At 40.7% G+C, this 16624-nt stretch carries 15 protein-coding genes; 11 read left to right on the forward strand and 4 right to left on the reverse strand.

Annotated elements, in window-relative coordinates:
- Positions 1-5 precede the first annotated feature (5 nt).
- Entirely contained in the window at positions 6-2060 is a 2055-nt protein-coding gene (locus tag KTHG_RS03720) for an EAL domain-containing protein (protein ID WP_020189583.1), read from the reverse strand.
- Between the two features lie 366 nt (positions 2061-2426).
- On the opposite strand from KTHG_RS03720, the gene KTHG_RS03725 reads away from it, so the two are divergent.
- The 5 genes from KTHG_RS03725 (at position 2427) to nikC (ending at position 8039) form a co-directional block, all read left to right on the forward strand.
- Positions 2427-3434, forward strand: coding sequence for an ABC transporter ATP-binding protein (locus KTHG_RS03725; protein WP_020189584.1), 1008 nt, complete (start codon positions 2427-2429; stop codon positions 3432-3434).
- A complete protein-coding gene (locus tag KTHG_RS03730; protein ID WP_020189585.1) occupies positions 3409-4410 on the forward strand; it encodes an ABC transporter ATP-binding protein in 1002 nt (333 codons plus the stop codon). Before KTHG_RS03725 ends, KTHG_RS03730 begins: the two co-directional genes overlap by 26 nt.
- An 11-nt stretch (positions 4411-4421) precedes the next feature.
- Positions 4422-6026 (forward strand): ABC transporter substrate-binding protein, encoded by a 1605-nt coding sequence (locus KTHG_RS03735; protein ID WP_020189586.1) that lies wholly within the window; start codon positions 4422-4424, stop codon positions 6024-6026.
- A 115-nt stretch (positions 6027-6141) separates the two neighbouring features.
- A complete protein-coding gene (locus KTHG_RS03740) occupies positions 6142-7146 on the forward strand; it encodes an ABC transporter permease (protein WP_020189587.1) in 1005 nt (334 codons plus the stop codon).
- Positions 7147-7157: 11 nt separating this feature from the next.
- Complete coding sequence (gene nikC / locus KTHG_RS03745) at positions 7158-8039, forward strand: nickel transporter permease (RefSeq protein ID WP_020189588.1); 882 nt, start codon at positions 7158-7160, stop codon at positions 8037-8039.
- A gap of 80 nt (positions 8040-8119) precedes the next feature.
- Here nikC and KTHG_RS03750 read toward each other — a convergent pair whose 3' ends face one another.
- Both KTHG_RS03750 and KTHG_RS03755 read right to left on the reverse strand, forming a co-directional pair.
- Entirely contained in the window at positions 8120-8902 is a 783-nt protein-coding gene (locus tag KTHG_RS03750; RefSeq protein WP_305000238.1) for an enoyl-ACP reductase FabI, read from the reverse strand.
- A gap of 88 nt (positions 8903-8990) precedes the next feature.
- Positions 8991-9239 (reverse strand): ferredoxin, encoded by a 249-nt coding sequence (locus KTHG_RS03755; RefSeq protein ID WP_020189590.1) that lies wholly within the window; start codon positions 9237-9239, stop codon positions 8991-8993.
- A gap of 105 nt (positions 9240-9344) precedes the next feature.
- Between KTHG_RS03755 and KTHG_RS03760 the strand changes: the two genes are divergently transcribed.
- From KTHG_RS03760 to KTHG_RS03780, 5 genes are all read left to right on the forward strand, one after another.
- Positions 9345-10361 (forward strand): YpbB family protein, encoded by a 1017-nt coding sequence (locus KTHG_RS03760; protein WP_020189591.1) that lies wholly within the window; start codon positions 9345-9347, stop codon positions 10359-10361.
- Entirely contained in the window at positions 10362-11786 is a 1425-nt protein-coding gene (locus KTHG_RS03765; protein WP_255512364.1) for a RecQ family ATP-dependent DNA helicase, read from the forward strand.
- A 75-nt stretch (positions 11787-11861) separates the two neighbouring features.
- Entirely contained in the window at positions 11862-12761 is a 900-nt protein-coding gene (locus KTHG_RS21045; protein ID WP_020189593.1) for a LysM peptidoglycan-binding domain-containing protein, read from the forward strand.
- A 125-nt stretch (positions 12762-12886) separates the two neighbouring features.
- A complete protein-coding gene (locus tag KTHG_RS03775; RefSeq protein ID WP_020189594.1) occupies positions 12887-13846 on the forward strand; it encodes a YpdA family putative bacillithiol disulfide reductase in 960 nt (319 codons plus the stop codon).
- A 163-nt stretch (positions 13847-14009) separates the two neighbouring features.
- Complete coding sequence (locus KTHG_RS03780) at positions 14010-14672, forward strand: GntR family transcriptional regulator (protein WP_020189595.1); 663 nt, start codon at positions 14010-14012, stop codon at positions 14670-14672.
- Between the two features lie 215 nt (positions 14673-14887).
- Here KTHG_RS03780 and KTHG_RS03785 read toward each other — a convergent pair whose 3' ends face one another.
- Positions 14888-15859: an asparaginase gene (locus KTHG_RS03785; protein ID WP_020189596.1), complete on the reverse strand. Its 972-nt coding sequence runs from the start codon at positions 15857-15859 to the stop codon at positions 14888-14890.
- Positions 15860-15911: 52 nt separating this feature from the next.
- On the opposite strand from KTHG_RS03785, the gene prsW reads away from it, so the two are divergent.
- Positions 15912-16598 (forward strand): glutamic-type intramembrane protease PrsW, encoded by a 687-nt coding sequence (gene prsW / locus KTHG_RS03790; protein ID WP_020189597.1) that lies wholly within the window; start codon positions 15912-15914, stop codon positions 16596-16598.
- The last annotated feature ends 26 nt before the right edge of the window (positions 16599-16624 follow it).

Consider the following 16624-nt stretch of genomic DNA (forward strand, 5'->3'; position numbering starts at 1 on the left):
GAATGTTAATATACGAATTGTTCATGAAACTGCTTATGCCAAATTTGCAATGCTTCAAGCGGCAAGGGCTTTGAATAGTAGTAGCCTTGAATAATGGGGTTTTCACAATTTTTCAGTAAATAATTAATTTGCTCATTCATCTCCACACCCTCGATAATCAAATGAACATTTAATGACTCCGCAAGCTGAATCATCGATTGTAAAATCAATGTGTCTTTTTCACATGTAGGTACATCATCAATAAAGGCTTTATCGATTTTTAACGTTGTAATTGGAATACGTTTTAAATAAGCGAGAGATGACACCCCCGTCCCAAAATCATCGAGTGCCACTGAAAAGCCAAGCGTGCGATACATTGTCACGATATCTTCAGCTTTATCGATTTCACGAATGAAACTCGTTTCCGTAATTTCAAGCTCGATTTGCACAGGTGGAATATTGTAAAGTGCTGTCATCGTTAAAAGCGTTTCTTTTAGACGCGGTGATGTTAAGTACGGTCCGGGAATGTTAATGGCAACTTGTTGAGGAATGAACTGTTCCGTGACAGGCTGACTTAACATACGACAAACTTCTTCAATAATCCAATCGGTCAAATAAAATAATTTATGATTAGCTTCTAAAATCGGTAAGAAAATAGTTGGCGCTAGCATGCCATAAACAGGATGCTGCCAACGAATTAATGCCTCAACACCAATAATTTGATTCGTTTTGGCTAATACTTTTGGTTGGTAGACAAGGAAGATTTCGTTATTTTTCAGTGCATCATCTAAACCTTCTACTAGCTGCGTCGTAAAATTACGCGTATGCAATCGATGGTCATAATTGACGATGTGGAAATTTTTATGTGACGTGGTTGGATGCTCCATTGCGGCTTGCACATTTAAAAACATCCGCTCATAAGACTCATTATGCTCGTTTAGTGCAATGGTTGCGGTACCCGTAATTTTAAACTCATGTTTACCAAGGAATAGAGGCTTTTGCAAACGACGTTGAATGACTTCTAAATGCTGTTTTAATTCAATGGCTGCCTGATGATCCTTCGCGATAAAAATAAAGGATTGATCATCGATACGGTATAGCTTCGTATAAGGTGGCATATTATCCTTTAATTTTTTTGAAATTAATAGTAAGAGCTCATCTTCTAATTCGTAATTAAATTCATGATGGAAGCTTAATAAATTCGGGAATTTGATAAGTGCAATGGCATAAATTATGCCATTGCCTTTTACTTTTTTTAAGAAATGGCGCCGATTTGGCAAATGCGTCAGCGTATCAAAATAAATGAAACGACGCTCCAAATTACGGTCGACAATACTTGCTGCTAATAATAAAGAAAAAATAATCGTTAAGCTGGCAATAATGGCGATAATCATAAATTGCATATCTTGTGTGTGTGATATCACATTCATTGGCTCAGATGATGTACGTACGAAATGGACGCTTGCCATACCGATGTAATGTGCCGCCGATGTTGCACAGCCTAGTAAAAGAGCGGTTATAAATTTTGAAACCATACTAGATAAAGGGTTTTTAGCTACATTATGTAAAATAAAGATGGCTAAAATTGAAATTCCGACAGCTGCTATAACTGATAGAATCACAAGCCATAATGTGTACTGCATGATTACAGGATGTGTAGGTGTCATCGCTGCCATTCCAAGGTAATGCATGGCGATAATGCCAAGGCCCATAAAAAAGCCGCCCATAAGCAACATACGCGTGTTTGTTCGTGGCTGATTCGCTACATAAAAAGCTAAAAACGATGCAATAAATGCAGGAATCATTGATGCAATTGTTAGCGGATAGTTATGATGAATCGTAATCGGTAATTGTAAAGCGGTCATACCGATAAAATGCATGGCCCAAATGCCGAGCCCCATTGCGATACTTGCCAGGATGAGCCAGGCAGTAGGATTAATTAAGCTATTCTTCCCAAGCCGTTGACTAAGTGACACAGCGGTATAAGAGGCGATGCAGGATGTTAAAATTGATAGTAAAACGATCAGAGTCGCATAGTGTTGCTGGATTTCTACTAATGCGTTATTCGCATGAAACCACAAGTTGATCGCCTCCATTCTTTCCATAAGTTCAACTTTCCATAAGTTCAAATTTATCTTTTCTTAAATACCCTCTTTTTAGTAAAATACTCCCTTTTGACAAAAAAAATAAAGTTTAAAAAGACGAATAATTTAGAATTTTAAGTGATTTTTTTCCTAAATGATGTATAGGAACAGTATATAACCAAAATGATTCGGTTTACATACATTGCATTAAAAAAATATATTGCGAAAACAGAAAAAACAACCAATAAATGGTATTAAATATAATTAAAGGTATAGAAGAAAAGTATTGCCTTTTTATGCAAGTTCCTTATAAAATAGTGGAAAATAGTTTTTTGTCAAAACACAGAAAGGAGAGAATATGCATTGAAAAGAGAATTATTGCGTGTAAGTGAGCTTGAAACGACTTTTTTTACGGATGATGGACCAGTGCAAGCTGTTGATGGCGTATCATTTTCTCTCTATGAGGGGGAGATTCTAGGCGTTGTTGGAGAATCTGGCTGTGGGAAAAGTGTCACATCTTTATCGATTATGGGACTAATTCCATCGCCACCTGGTAAAATAACAGGCGGTGAAATTGTATACAAGGACCAAGATTTAACAACATTTTCTCAAAAAGAATTCCGAAAAATTCGCGGGAAAGATATCGCGATGATTTTTCAAGAGCCGATGACATCACTGAATCCATTATTTACAATTGGCAGTCAGCTTACCGAAGCCATTTCCATTCACAATAAAGAGTGGTCGAAAAAGCAAATTCGTGCGCGTGCCATTGAGATGATGAAACTTGTTGGACTACCGCGAGCAGAAGAATTATTTAAAGATTATCCACATCAATTATCAGGTGGTATGCGGCAACGTATCATGATTGCGATGGCACTTGTGTGTGACCCGGCGATTTTAATTGCAGATGAACCAACAACAGCGCTTGATGTAACGATTCAAGCGCAAATTTTAGCGTTGATGAAAGATTTAAACCGTCGTTTGAATACAGCCGTCATGATGATTACGCATGACCTCGGTGTCGTAGCGGAAACATGCGAGCGTGTGGTCGTGATGTACGGTGGCAAAATTGTCGAAGAAGGACTTGTCGATGAGATTTTTAAAAATCCACAACATCCGTACACAAAAGGTTTAATTCAATCGATTCCAGATATGCGCTATAAAAAGCAACGTCTTTATGCGATTCCAGGGAATGTACCAAAACCAGGTTCTGTGACGCAGGGTTGTCGATTTGCGGAGCGCTGTGAGTTTGCTTTTGAGCGCTGCCGTTTAGAAGAGCCCATGTTATACGTCGTGTCGCCAGAGCATAAATCACGCTGCTTTTTAACGGAGGAGGTGGTAGCGGATGAACGAGCCGTTATTGAAAGTTGAAGGATTAAAAAAGTATTTTCCGGTTCAGGCAGGGGTTATTACACATACAGTTGGGCATGTAAAGGCTGTTGATGATGTGTCCTTTGAAGTATATGAAGGTGAAACGCTTGGTATTGTCGGCGAATCAGGATGCGGGAAATCAACGACCGGACGTATGTTAATGCGTTTATTAGAGCCGACAGAAGGCAATATTACTTTTTCAGGGCATAAAATTTCAGAATTATCCAACAAAGAACTACGTGCAGTGCGGCGTGACATTCAAATGGTATTCCAGGACCCGTATGCGTCGCTTAATCCACGTCATACGATTGGCAAGATTTTAGAGGAGCCACTTATTGTCCATGGTATTGGCAATGCGAAGGAGCGCAAAGAACGTGTGATGTCACTTCTCAATATCGTTGGGCTAAGTGATTTTCACGCCAAGCGCTACCCACACCAATTCTCAGGTGGGCAACGTCAGCGCGTCGGTATTGCACGGGCGCTAATGACAAATCCAAAGCTTGTTATCGCCGATGAACCTGTATCGGCACTCGATGTATCGGTGCAGGCGCAGGTGTTAAATCTGATGCAAGATTTACAGCGAGAGTTTAAGCTGACGTATATTTTTATCGCTCATGATTTAGGTGTTGTGCGTCATATTAGCAATCGTGTCGGTGTGATGTATTTAGGGCATATTGTCGAGCTAGCTGATAGTGAAAGTTTATATGAGGAGCCACTTCATCCGTATACACAGGCACTTCTTTCTGCTGTGCCGATTCCGGATCCAGATTTTAAACGAGAGGCAGAGCTCATTAAAGGCGATATCCCAAGTCCATCCAATCCGCCAAGCGGCTGCACATTCCATACGCGCTGTCCGCATAAAATGGCTGTTTGTTCACAGCAAGTACCCGTCTTTAATGAAATCAAACCAGGTCATTCTGTGGCGTGCCATCTTTATGATGAAGCACATCGCAATGATATAAAACAATCGAATTAAGGGGGATTTTTATGAAGAAAAAAAGTTTACTCGTTGTATTAGTCGCGATGCTTGTTTCAATCGTATTAGCTGCATGTGGCGGCTCTGGTGAAAAATCATCAGATGGTGATTCAAACAAAGGCGACAGTGAGGGCGGCACATTGATCTTTGGTCGTGGCGGCGACTCTGTGTCACTTGACCCAATTACGGTAACAGATGGGGAATCATTCGCCGTAACACAAAATATTTTTGAAACGCTTATCCGCTTTGGTGAGCAAGATACAACACTGCAACCAGGCTTAGCAAAAGAGTGGAAAGTATCAGATGATGGGTTAGAGTACACATTCACATTACAAGAAGGTGTGAAATTCCATGACGGTACCGACTTCAATGCCGATGCAGTGGTGAAAAACTTTGAACGCTGGATGACAGGTGATGCAGAAAAATTTCCTTACTTCCAATCAATGTTTGGTGGCTTTGAAGGTGAAGATGCAGCTGTTATTAAAGAAGTAAAAGCAGATGGCGACACAACAGTCGTAGTTACATTAAACAATCCACAAGCACCATTTCTTAAAAACTTAGCGATGAGCCCATTCGGCATGGCATCACCAACAGCATTCGATAAAGAAGGCGACAAATTTGGTGATAATCCAGTTGGTACGGGTCCGTTCAAATTCGTATCATGGAAACGTAATGATAGCGTAACGGTTGAGAAAAATGCAGATTACTGGAAAGAAGGCTTACCAAAAGTAGATAAAGTCGTCTTCAAATCAATTCCAGATAACTCAACACGTTTAAATGCGTTAAAAACAGGTGAAATCGATTTAGCGACAGGCATTAGCCCATCAGATTCAGCAAGCATTGAAGCAGATAGCAACTTACAATTAATCGAACGTCCATCATTAAATGTTGGTTACTTAGGTATGACGGTAACACGTAAGCCATTTGATGATAAACGTGTACGTCAAGCTGTAAACTACGCAATTGATAAAGAAGCGCTTGTGAAGGCATTCTACGAAGGCAAAGCAGATGTGGCATCAAACCCAATGCCACCAGCAGTATCAGGCTTTAACAAAGATATTTCAGCATACCCATACGATCCAGAAAAAGCGAAAGCATTATTAAAAGAAGCGGGCTATGATGGCAAAGAAATCGAATTATGGGCAATGCCAGTACCACGTCCATACATGCCAGATGGTCAAAAAATTGCAGAAGCAATCCAAAAGAACTTAGATGATGTTGGCATCAAGTCAAAAATCGTAACGTATGAGTGGGCTACGTATCTTGATAAAGCAGCAAAAGGAGAAGCAGATGCATTCCTATTAGGTTGGACAGGGGATAACGGCGATGCGGATAACTTCCTGTACACATTATTAGATGAATCAAATATCGGTAGCAATAACTACACGTACTTCAAAAACTCAGAAACACATAAATTATTATTAAAAGCACAAAAAGAAACAGATGAAGACAAACGTAATGCATTATACGAAAAAGCGCAAAAAATCATTCATGAGGAAGCGCCTTGGGTACCACTTGCTTATTCAACACCAATTTTAGCAGGTAAGAGCACAATCAAAAACTTCAAGCCGCATCCAACGGGCTCAGATATTTTTGACACAATTGAAGTGAATTAATCCTTAGGGGGTGTCCTACAGTGCCGGCCTTTACAGTGAGTTGATGCCTTGCATCGAACAGCTTGTAAATGCATCGCGTAAGGCATCCTCTTTCAAATGAGAGAGGTGACGGCCAATGTTGAGTTATATCGGAAGACGCTTATTGCAATTAATTCCTGTCCTTTTAGGGATGACGTTTATCGTCTTTCTAATTATTCGAGCAATACCCGGAGATCCGGCACAAGTTATTTTAGGCCAGCAAGCGACAGCAGAAGCGGTCAAGGCGCTACGTGAAAGTTTAGGCTTAGATAATCCATGGTACGTGCAATATTTTCAATATTTAGGTGAGCTATTACGCGGTGACTTAGGTACATCGATGCGAACACGCGAAGCCATTTCAACGGAGATTTGGCCGTATTTAGCGGCGACGATTGAGCTAGCATTTTGTGCAATGGTATTAGCAATCGTTATTGGCGTGAATGCGGGCATTATTTCCGCGTGGTTCCAAAATTCATGGTTCGATTATGCAGCGATGATTTTAGCATTAATCGGTGTATCGATGCCCATCTTCTGGTTAGGGCTAATGTTCCAGTGGGGCTTTTCCATTCAGCTCGACTGGCTCCCAACATCTGGGCGTGAAGATGCGCGGAATCCCGTTGAGCCGATTACGCATTTGTATTTAATTGATACGCTCGTCCAAGGCCGTTTTGACCAATTCGGCGATGTGGTAAAGCATTTAATTTTACCGGCACTGGCGCTTGCGACGATTCCAATGGCCATTATTGCGCGAATGACACGCTCAAGCATGCTTGAAGTAATGCGTGCGGATTATATTCGTACGGCACGCGCAAAAGGTCAAAAAACATTTTTAGTCGTGTATAAGCATGCATTGAAAAATGCCATTATTCCGGTATTAACGGTCATCGGACTACAAACGGGTTTACTATTAGGAGGCGCCATTTTAACGGAAACCATCTTTAGTTGGCCAGGTGTTGGACGCTATATTTACGATGCGATTGGCTTCCGTGATTACCCAGTTATTCAGGCTGGTATTTTAATTATTGCGTTCTTGTTTATTTTAATTAATTTAATTGTGGATATTTTATACAGCTTTGTTGATAAGCGGATTAAATATAACTAGGAGGGATTTCAATGGCTACACAGCAAACACTTTCTACCGTGAAAGCAAAAGAAGCAGGGCCGTGGCTTAATGCATGGCGTAGCTTTAAGAAAAGCAAAGTATCCCTCATCGGTGCAGGGATTGTACTCGTGTTTATTATTTTAGCCATTTTGGCACCGCTTATTGCGCCACAAGGCATTAATGAACAAAATTTAACACAGCGCTTGCAGCCACCATCTGGCACGCACTGGTTTGGTACCGATGATTTTGGCCGCGATATTTTCTCACGTGTTTTGTACGGTGCACGGATTTCATTATGGGTCGGCTTCTTCTCAGTAATTGGCTCGATTGTTGTCGGGAGCTTACTCGGTATTTTAGCGGGCTACTATGGCCGCTGGGTCGATACAATTATTTCACGTATTTTTGATATTATGCTGGCGTTCCCAAGTATTTTACTAGCGATTTCAATCGTGGCGGTACTTGGCCCATCACTTCAAAATGCGTTAATTGCCATTGCCATCGTTAATATTCCGAACTTTGGGCGCTTGATTCGCTCTAAAGTGCTGAGTATAAAGCAAGAGGAATACATTACATCAGCAAAAGCGATTGGTATGAAAGATGCGCGAATTTTATTTAAGCATATATTGCCAAATTCGATGGCACCTGTTATCGTGCAAGGGACACTTGCTGTAGCGACAGCGATTATTGAAGCAGCGGCACTTGGCTTCTTAGGCTTAGGTGCACAAGCGCCAACTCCTGAATGGGGAAAAATGCTTGCGGATGCGCGCGTTTATTTAGTGAATGCCCCGTGGACGATGATTTTCCCGGGTATTGCGATTATGTTAACGGTACTTGGCTTTAACTTAATGGGTGATGGGTTACGCGATGCACTCGATCCGAAAATGAAAAACTAAAAAATCGTGACTGATAAATTCGCAACAAAAAGAAGGAATCGCGCGTTGGCGATTCCTTCTTTTTTATGTTTATAAAGAACTTAAATACCTAAAATACTATAGCCAGCATCGACGTGAATCACTTCACCTGTCACACCAGTTGATAAGGCACTTAGCATGACCACAGACATATTTGCCACTTCCTGTGGTGTAATGTTACGACGTAATGGCGCAGCTTCTTCAATTTTATTTAAAATTTTGTTAAATGAAGGGACGCCTTTTGCTGCTAATGTTTTAATGGCGCCAGCTGAAATGGCGTTGACACGAATATTGTCTTGGCCAATATCACTTGCAAGATAGCGTACGTTTGCTTCTAATGCGGCTTTCGCAACACCCATGACATTGTAACCGTCTAATACGCGCTCAGCACCAAGATAGCTCATCGTAATAATTGAGCCACCTTCTGTCATATAAGGGCGTACAAGTTGTGCGGCTTTAATTAATGAATAGGCGCTTGTATCTTGTGCAAACGCATAACCTTCACGAGATGTTTCAACGAAGCGATTTTTTAAATCTTCTGCATGTGCAAATGCAACAGAGTGCACAAGACCGTGGATCGTACCATATTTTTCACCGATGCTAGTGAACGCTTCTGTCATGCTATCGTCGCTATTCACGTCACATTGTACGATTGAGTAACGGCTTTCATCATAATCAGCTAAAAGCTTTGTTAATTTTGATAGGGAACGTTCTTTACGATACGTGAAAATAATATGTGCTTCTGCATCAAATAAGGCTTTTGAAATATGCCATGCAATGCTACGGTCATTGGCAACACCCATAACGATTACGTTTTTATCTTTTAATTGTAAAATGTCCATAATGGCCTCCTGTATGTAACTTACTGTTAGTACCTGATACTAATATAGCATAAAAAAAAACGCCCTACAACCAATTTGTAGGGCGGAAAGATTATTCGTATTTTAACGCGTCGCCGTCGAAAGTTTCGTCTGCCACTTTGATTGAATCAGTTGGGCAGCCTTCAAAAGCGTCCTCCATATCTTCCATTAAGTCTTCTGGAATCTCAACAGTACCTGTGTTATCATCAAGAATAACAAATGCGATACCTTCGTCGTCGTAGTCATAGATATCTGGTGCAGCAGCGCCACAAGCGCCACAAGCGATGCAAGTATCTTTATCGACGATTGTAAATTTAGCCATCTCTAAATCTCTCCTTCTTTTCTTCGTTCTTATATTCACTATACTATTTTAAGTCGCTTTTTCGCACATTTCAACCTAAATTACTAGAACTGGGAGGAAATATACATGTTTGCTACTAAATTAATCGTGTCTATTTTTGCCCGATACAATAATCAGCGCGGATCATCTGCCGTTTATCACCTCTTTAAAGGGAAAAAATCTGGTCAGACGATTCAAGATGTCGGGCTTTTTCAACTGTATCCTTTTTTCAGTATAACACCAAAACTGACAAAGGCTCAATATGATACCTATATTGAGGAAATTTTTAACGCACAATTCATCCTTTTGACGGAGGAAAATGTCGTCGTGACCGATAAAGGACGTCAATTAATAGAAGATTTCCGTCCTGTAGGTTTCGATGGCTGGCATTATCGCGGGCGAGAGTCGGCGTTTTTTAAACGTTTGGCACTCGTTGTTCAAACGCTTTCGAATGCACCACATACGATGCGTTTTTTGCCAATTGAGCAAGACGGTGTCACACAGCGCTTTGTAAAAGATTATTTACGGTATCATGATTTCCAACAGCCTGCATTTCAACAACAGTTTACGACACAATTAATGGAGTTGGTTGCTAGCTTACCAGTCGAGGAGCGTTCAAAGCAAGTGTTAAGCTATCGACTAAGCGGATATCAACAAAGCGGTTATACATGGCAGCAACTAGCTGTTTTCTTAGACGAGGATATATTAAGCTTGCAGTTACGTTTTACTAGCTGTTTACATAGCATGATAAATGAAGTGCGCAATTATCCATTACTCGCTGATTTAGCGCAAAATATCCGGATTGAACAATTGTTAACACAATCGACACAAAAAACAGCTGACCTTTTTTATAAGGGCTATTCATTGGAGCAAATTGCGCAGTATCGTCGTCTAAAAACGAGTACAATTGAAGACCATTTAGCCGAGATGGCGATGAATGATCCACAGTTTCCATTGACGCAGTTTGTGCCAGAGGAGCTTGTACTAGCGATTCGTAAACGTACAAAGCAGCTACAAACGACGAAGCTACGCATAATTAAAGAGAGTGTTCCACAAGCAAGTTATTTTCAAATTCGTTTAGTGCTTGCGGCAAAGGGGGAATAAATGATGGAGTTACAACAAATTTTACAACAGCGCTTTGGCTATGATGCGTTTCGTGAGGGCCAGCAAGAAATTATTGAAGCGGTACTCAGTGGGCATGATACGCTAGCATTATTACCAACAGGTATGGGGAAATCACTCTGCTATCAATTGCCTGGGTATGTTGTTGAAGGAACCATCCTTGTCATTTCGCCGTTACTATCATTAATGCAAGACCAGGTGGAGCAATTGCGACAGTTTGGGGAAAAACGCGTGGCAGCACTGAACTCTTTTTTATCATTTGATGATAAACAGTTTGTATGGCAGCACTTCGATGCCTTTCGCTTTTTATTTTTATCACCTGAAATGCTTGCTAGTGATGCTGTAAAGAATCGTTTGCAACAGATGAAGCTAGGACTAATCGTTGTTGACGAGGCCCATTGTATTTCGCAGTGGGGCTTTGATTTCCGTCCGGAATATTTACAAATTGCAGAGGCACTTCCGAAAGAGCGGCCACCAATTTTGGCGCTTAGTGCGACTGCAACGAACCAAATTATGAGGGATATTACGCATTATTTAGGCATGGAAAAAGTATCGACATTTATTCATTCAGTTGACCGTAAAAACATTCATTATGAAGCAGTTGAAACGACATCGTTTGAGAAGGCGAATGCCCTTATTCAGCAAGTTACGCAGTTTGAAGGACCCGGCATTATTTATACGCAGTCGCGTAAACGAACGATGGAATATGCGTCCATGCTGCAACAAGTAGGTATCCGTGCTACTTTTTATCACGGTGGTATGGAACAGCAGGACCGCATGTTTGTACAGCGTCAGTTTATGCATGATGAAGTAGACTGGATTTGTGCGACAAATGCATTTGGTATGGGGATTCATAAAAATAATATCCGTCAAATTATTCATGATCATCTGCCACAAAATGTCGCAAGCTATATGCAGGAAGTTGGACGAGCAGGGCGTGACGGTGGTGAGGCGCTAGCGACGCTTTACTATGAAAAACGTGATACGGAGCGTACGCTTGAAATGGCAACACTTGATTTACCAACAGATTGGCATATTTCGCGTTACATGGCGTGTGAGGAGCCACAGCAGCTTGTTGAAGCCGGAGAAATGACCGAAACAGCTTTTCGTGTCCTGCACTATTGGATGCGTCAGCTAGCTCCTTTACAAGTGTCACAAAAAATTCAAGAGCTAGCGTCAGAAAAGCAACAGCAGGTGATAGCCCTTGCAAAAATTATCACAGCGCCATGTATTCGCACACAATTAGTAGCCTATTTTGATGAGGAATTGCTAGAAAAACCAAAAAATTGCTGTTCAGGCTGTGGATTACAAAAACGTGAGATTTTAGCACCATATATCAAAAAAAATGAACCAAAAGCATTGGAAAACTGGCAAAGTCGTCTCAAACAATTATTACCATTTAATTGAAGCGACGACGGAATGCTTTTCAAACGACAAAGCGCATATTATAATATGAAATGGCTATGAAAAAGGGGGATAAACATGTCTCAAAATAACTATCGAGATAAAGTTGAAGCGCATCGTCAATCCATTGAAGTGGCTGGTAGCGATGCACAAACAAATCCCGGACGTGCTTCACGTAGAGCGGCTCGAAATGGACAAGAGAAAAAGAATAATAATAAATTAATTACAATTTTAGGCAGTATTTTTGTTCTTGTACCTGTGCTGATTCTCGTGTATTTTAGTTTCTTTGCAAATTCCGGTGATAAAACGACGCAAGATTTAGCAAATAATGATGTAAATGTACAATCAAGCAATGGCAACGGTTCATCTAATAGTGGTGCTGTTGCAACTGATGACGATAAAGACAAGCAAACAAAAGCACAACAAATAGAGCAAGAAAAAGCAAAAAAAGCAGCAGAAGCGCAAGAAAAAGCTGAAAAGAAAAAAGCGGCTGAAGAAAAAGCGAAAAAAGAACGGATAGCGAAGAAAAAAGCGGCCAAAGAAAAGGCTGCAAAAGAGAAAGCAGCGAAAGAGGCTGCAGCAAAAGCAGCAGCACAAAAGGCCGCAGCCGAAAAAGCGGCAGCTGAAAAAGCAGCGAAAGAAGCGGCAGCAAAAGCAGCGGCGCAAAAAGCTGCGCAGGAAAAAGCAGCAAAAGAGGCCGCAGCAAAGGCCGCAGCACAAAAAGCGGCAGCTGAGAAAGCAGCAAAAGAAAAGGCTGCAAAAGAAGCTGCAGGTGCAGCACCAAATACAACAACATCAGCTTATCGCCAATCAATCCAAAATGGCTATTTACACAATGCCTCTGCAGGAGATACCGTTCAAAGTATCTCAATCCGTTACTACGGTTCAACAGCAAAAGCAGCACAAATCCGTCAGTTAAATGGCTTATCATCTGATAAAGTACAAGCAGGCGTAAAAATTGCCTTACCAATGCAATAAGGAATAAAGAGAGGTTCAGGAATTATTCTGAGCCTCTTTTTTAATGAGCTCGAACAAGTGACAAATTTCAAATATATAGTAAAATAGATTCGGTAAAGAATATGATATAAAAAGGAATGACAACTATGCGTCAAGAAGATGCGATTATTGTTGGCGGTGGCCCTTGTGGTCTTGCGGCAGCAATCGCTTTACAAAAAATTGGACTAAACCCAATCGTCATTGAAAAAGGCAATATCGTGAATGCAATCTATAATTACCCAACGCACCAAACATTTTTCTCATCAAGTGAAAAATTAGCGATTGGCGATGTACCATTTATTATTGAAGGTCAAAAACCAAAACGTAATCAAGCACTCGTTTACTATCGTGAGGTTGTAAAACGAAAAGATATTCAAATCCATCGTTTTGAGAAGGTCGAGCATGTTACAAAGCAAGGCCAATCATTTATCGTGAAAACATCTAAGGATACGTATGAAACACCGTATGTGGTTATTGCGACAGGCTACTACGATCATCCGAATTATATGGGCATTGACGGTGAAAACTTACCGAAAGTGATGCACTATTTCAAAGAGGGGCATCCTTATTTTGATACGGATGTACTTGTAATTGGTGGCAAGAACTCAGCAATTGATGCGGGACTTGCACTGCATAAAGCCGGGGCTCGTGTGACAGTTGCGTATCGTGGTAGTGAATACTCATCAAGCATTAAACCGTGGGTACTACCAGATTTTGCGGCACTTGCACGTGATGAAAGTATTCAGATGTTATTTAATACAAGCGTGGAAAAAATCGATGATACAACAGTGACATTAACAGTGGATGGTGAAGAAAAAGTCATTGCGAATGATTTTGTTTTTGCGATGACAGGGTATCACCCAGATCACTCATTTATTCGTGAAATGGGTGTGACAGTAGATGCTGAAACAGGGCGTCCAACATTTAATCCTGAAACAATGGAAACAAATGTGGAAGGGTTATTTATTGCGGGTGTTATTGCAGCAGGTAATAATGCAAATGAAATCTTTATCGAAAATGGCCGCTTCCATGGCGACCAAATCGCTGCATGTATTGCGGCGAAATAACATTAGTGAATTAAGCATTACTTTGCTAAGTAGTGCTTTTTTTACTGCGTTTATGTATGCAATATATTACGAGGACGTAAAAATTGTCTTAGCGAAATTTGTCACGTATTTAAATGTAGTTTATAATGTATGCAATATATAAGAATTCGGGAGAGGTGACACGATGCCAATACCAAAGGACTTCATGAAACCCGCACGTTTATCAGCAAAGGAACGTGCCTTTTTACAACTACAAGAATGGATTATTGATGGGACGTTGCAACCATTAGAAAAATTAAATGATGCAGAGCTTGCGACTGCGCTAGGCGTCAGTCGTACGCCCGTACGCGAAGCATTACAATTATTAAATGCACAGGGCTTTGTTGAAATGCATCCCGGTGTAGCAACACAAGTAACCGCTGTTAATAATGCCGATGTCGAAAAGATTTTACCCGTATTAGCGGCATTGCAAGCATTAGCTGCTGAGGAAGTATCTCAAAAAGGCGTAACAGCTTCATTTATCCAACAGCTACGCGCTAAAAATGCGGAATTTGCGTTAGCAATTGAAAGTCAAAACTTCTATTTAGCGTTAAAACTAGATGATGAATTGCACACATTAATTATTCAAGAAGCAGAAAATGAATATATTGCAAATCCTGTGTCGAATTTTCAAGCACATGTGCGCCGCTTATTCTTCCATAACTCGATTATTTTAACAGCACAATCTGTTGTCGAGCATGAGAAGTTAATTGCATCCCTTGAAGCACAGGATGCCGAAACAGCGCATGCCATTACAAAGCAAAACTGGGTACGTGCAACAGAGGAATATGCATCTCGCACAAAATAATCATTAATAGAAACGACTGGAATACTACGACATGTCCAGCTGAAAAATAAGCATAAGAAAAGAAGAGACTTTGACAAAATACGTCGTTTTTCTTTTTTAGCGTTCGCAATAAAAAACCGGAACCGTGCCACAGCGCGATTCCGGTTTTTTTATGTTCATATTAGAGGTTGTTTTTACACGTCTATCCTAGCCTCTTCTTTTGATTAGTCATGCTTTTATTGGAAGAAGCGTGACATTTCAAGTGGTTGCTGGTATTGGTTTAAGCCAATTAAAAGGCGAAGGCGTGCCTTTGGACCATTAAGACCTGTCGTGAACAGCACCCCCATGTCTTCGAGCTGCTTACCGCCACCATCATAGCCGTAGACACCTTGTGCGATACCGTTAAAGCAGCGCGACACAAGGACGACAGGCAGACGTTTTTGAATCATGCGCTGAATACTCGGAACAAGCGCAGGTGGCACATTGCCTTGACCAAGACCTTCAAGTACAAGACCATCATACCCTGCATCGATGACCGCATCGACTAAATCGCCGTCCATTCCAGCATATACTTTTAACATCGCAACGCGTTTTGTTAAGCTTTGTACGTCAACGAATTCACGTGTAATCGGGGCATGGTGAAAGTGAATGGTCATTTTCGTTACTAAGCCAATCGGTCCGTACTGCGGAGATTGGAATGTAGATACAGAAGAGGTCGATGTTTTCGTAACATTGACCGCTTGATGAATCTCATCATTCATGACGACTAATACACCTTTACCACGTGCATCCTCATCACTTGCAACACGAATTGCAGCGACAAGATTGTACAAACCATCTGCGCCCAGTTCATTTGATGAGCGCATTGCACCCGTCATGACAATCGGGGCCTCAAATTTTGTCGTTAAATCTAAAAAGTAAGCCGTTTCTTCTAATGTATCAGTACCATGCGTAATTACGACGCCATCAAATGCTGCATGTGCGAGCTGGTCATTGATGATATTACGCAACTTTAACATATGCTCAGGAGTCATATGTGGCGATGGTAAATTAAAAGCTTCGATTTCGGTAATCGCCGCTAAACGCTCCAATTTTTCATGTTCTTTTGTTAGCGGATTGATTGTATCAGGAACAACGGCCCCCGTATCCTCGCTAACATGCATTGAAATAGTACCACCTGTATGAATAAGTAAAATTTTCTTTTTCATGCTATACCTCCATATAATATATAATAGAAAAAAACGGAGAAGGGAGACTGCGATGCTTATCCTCTTATCCGTCGCCATTGCACCGGGGCTTGCGCTACTTAGCTTTTTTTACTTGCGTAACCAAATGGCGACCGAACCGCGTAATTTGCTGCATGCATTTATTTACGGTGCTGCGTTAACATTCCCTATTTTATTTTTACAATATGTTTTAAAAGAAGAACATATTTTTACAAATCCTATTATACAAGAAGTTTTGTTCACAGGGATTATTGAAGAGTTTTTTAAATGGTTTTTATTAATGTTAATTATTTATAACCATGTCGAATTTGATGACCCTTATGATGGGATTTTATATGGTGTGTCCTTATCCCTTGGTTTTGCGACCGTTGAAAATATACTGTACTTACTATCCTACGGTGTTGATACTGCGTTGATGCGCGCATTATTACCTGTTTCTAGTCATGCATTATTTGGCGTTGTGATGGGCTTTTATTTAGGCAAAGCAAAGTTTTCAAAGCTAAAGAGTGAGAAAACATGGCTCGTCTGGTCAGTTAGTACACCGATTTTATTACATGTTCTTTATAATGCGGTGCTGTTATTACCTGGCAACTGGGATTATATTGTCATTCCGTTTATGATTTTCTTATGGTGGTTTGCACTGCGAAAAGTAAAACGTGCACACGAGCATTTAGTATCGATATTGATGGAAAAGTCCTATAATGATGAAAAAATAGGTTAAAAAGCCTATTTCCGGTATGGTTTATA

It is taken from the genome of Kurthia sp. Dielmo (assembly GCF_000307285.2).
In the GTDB taxonomy this organism is placed as follows: domain Bacteria; phylum Bacillota; class Bacilli; order Bacillales_A; family Planococcaceae; genus Kurthia; species Kurthia populi.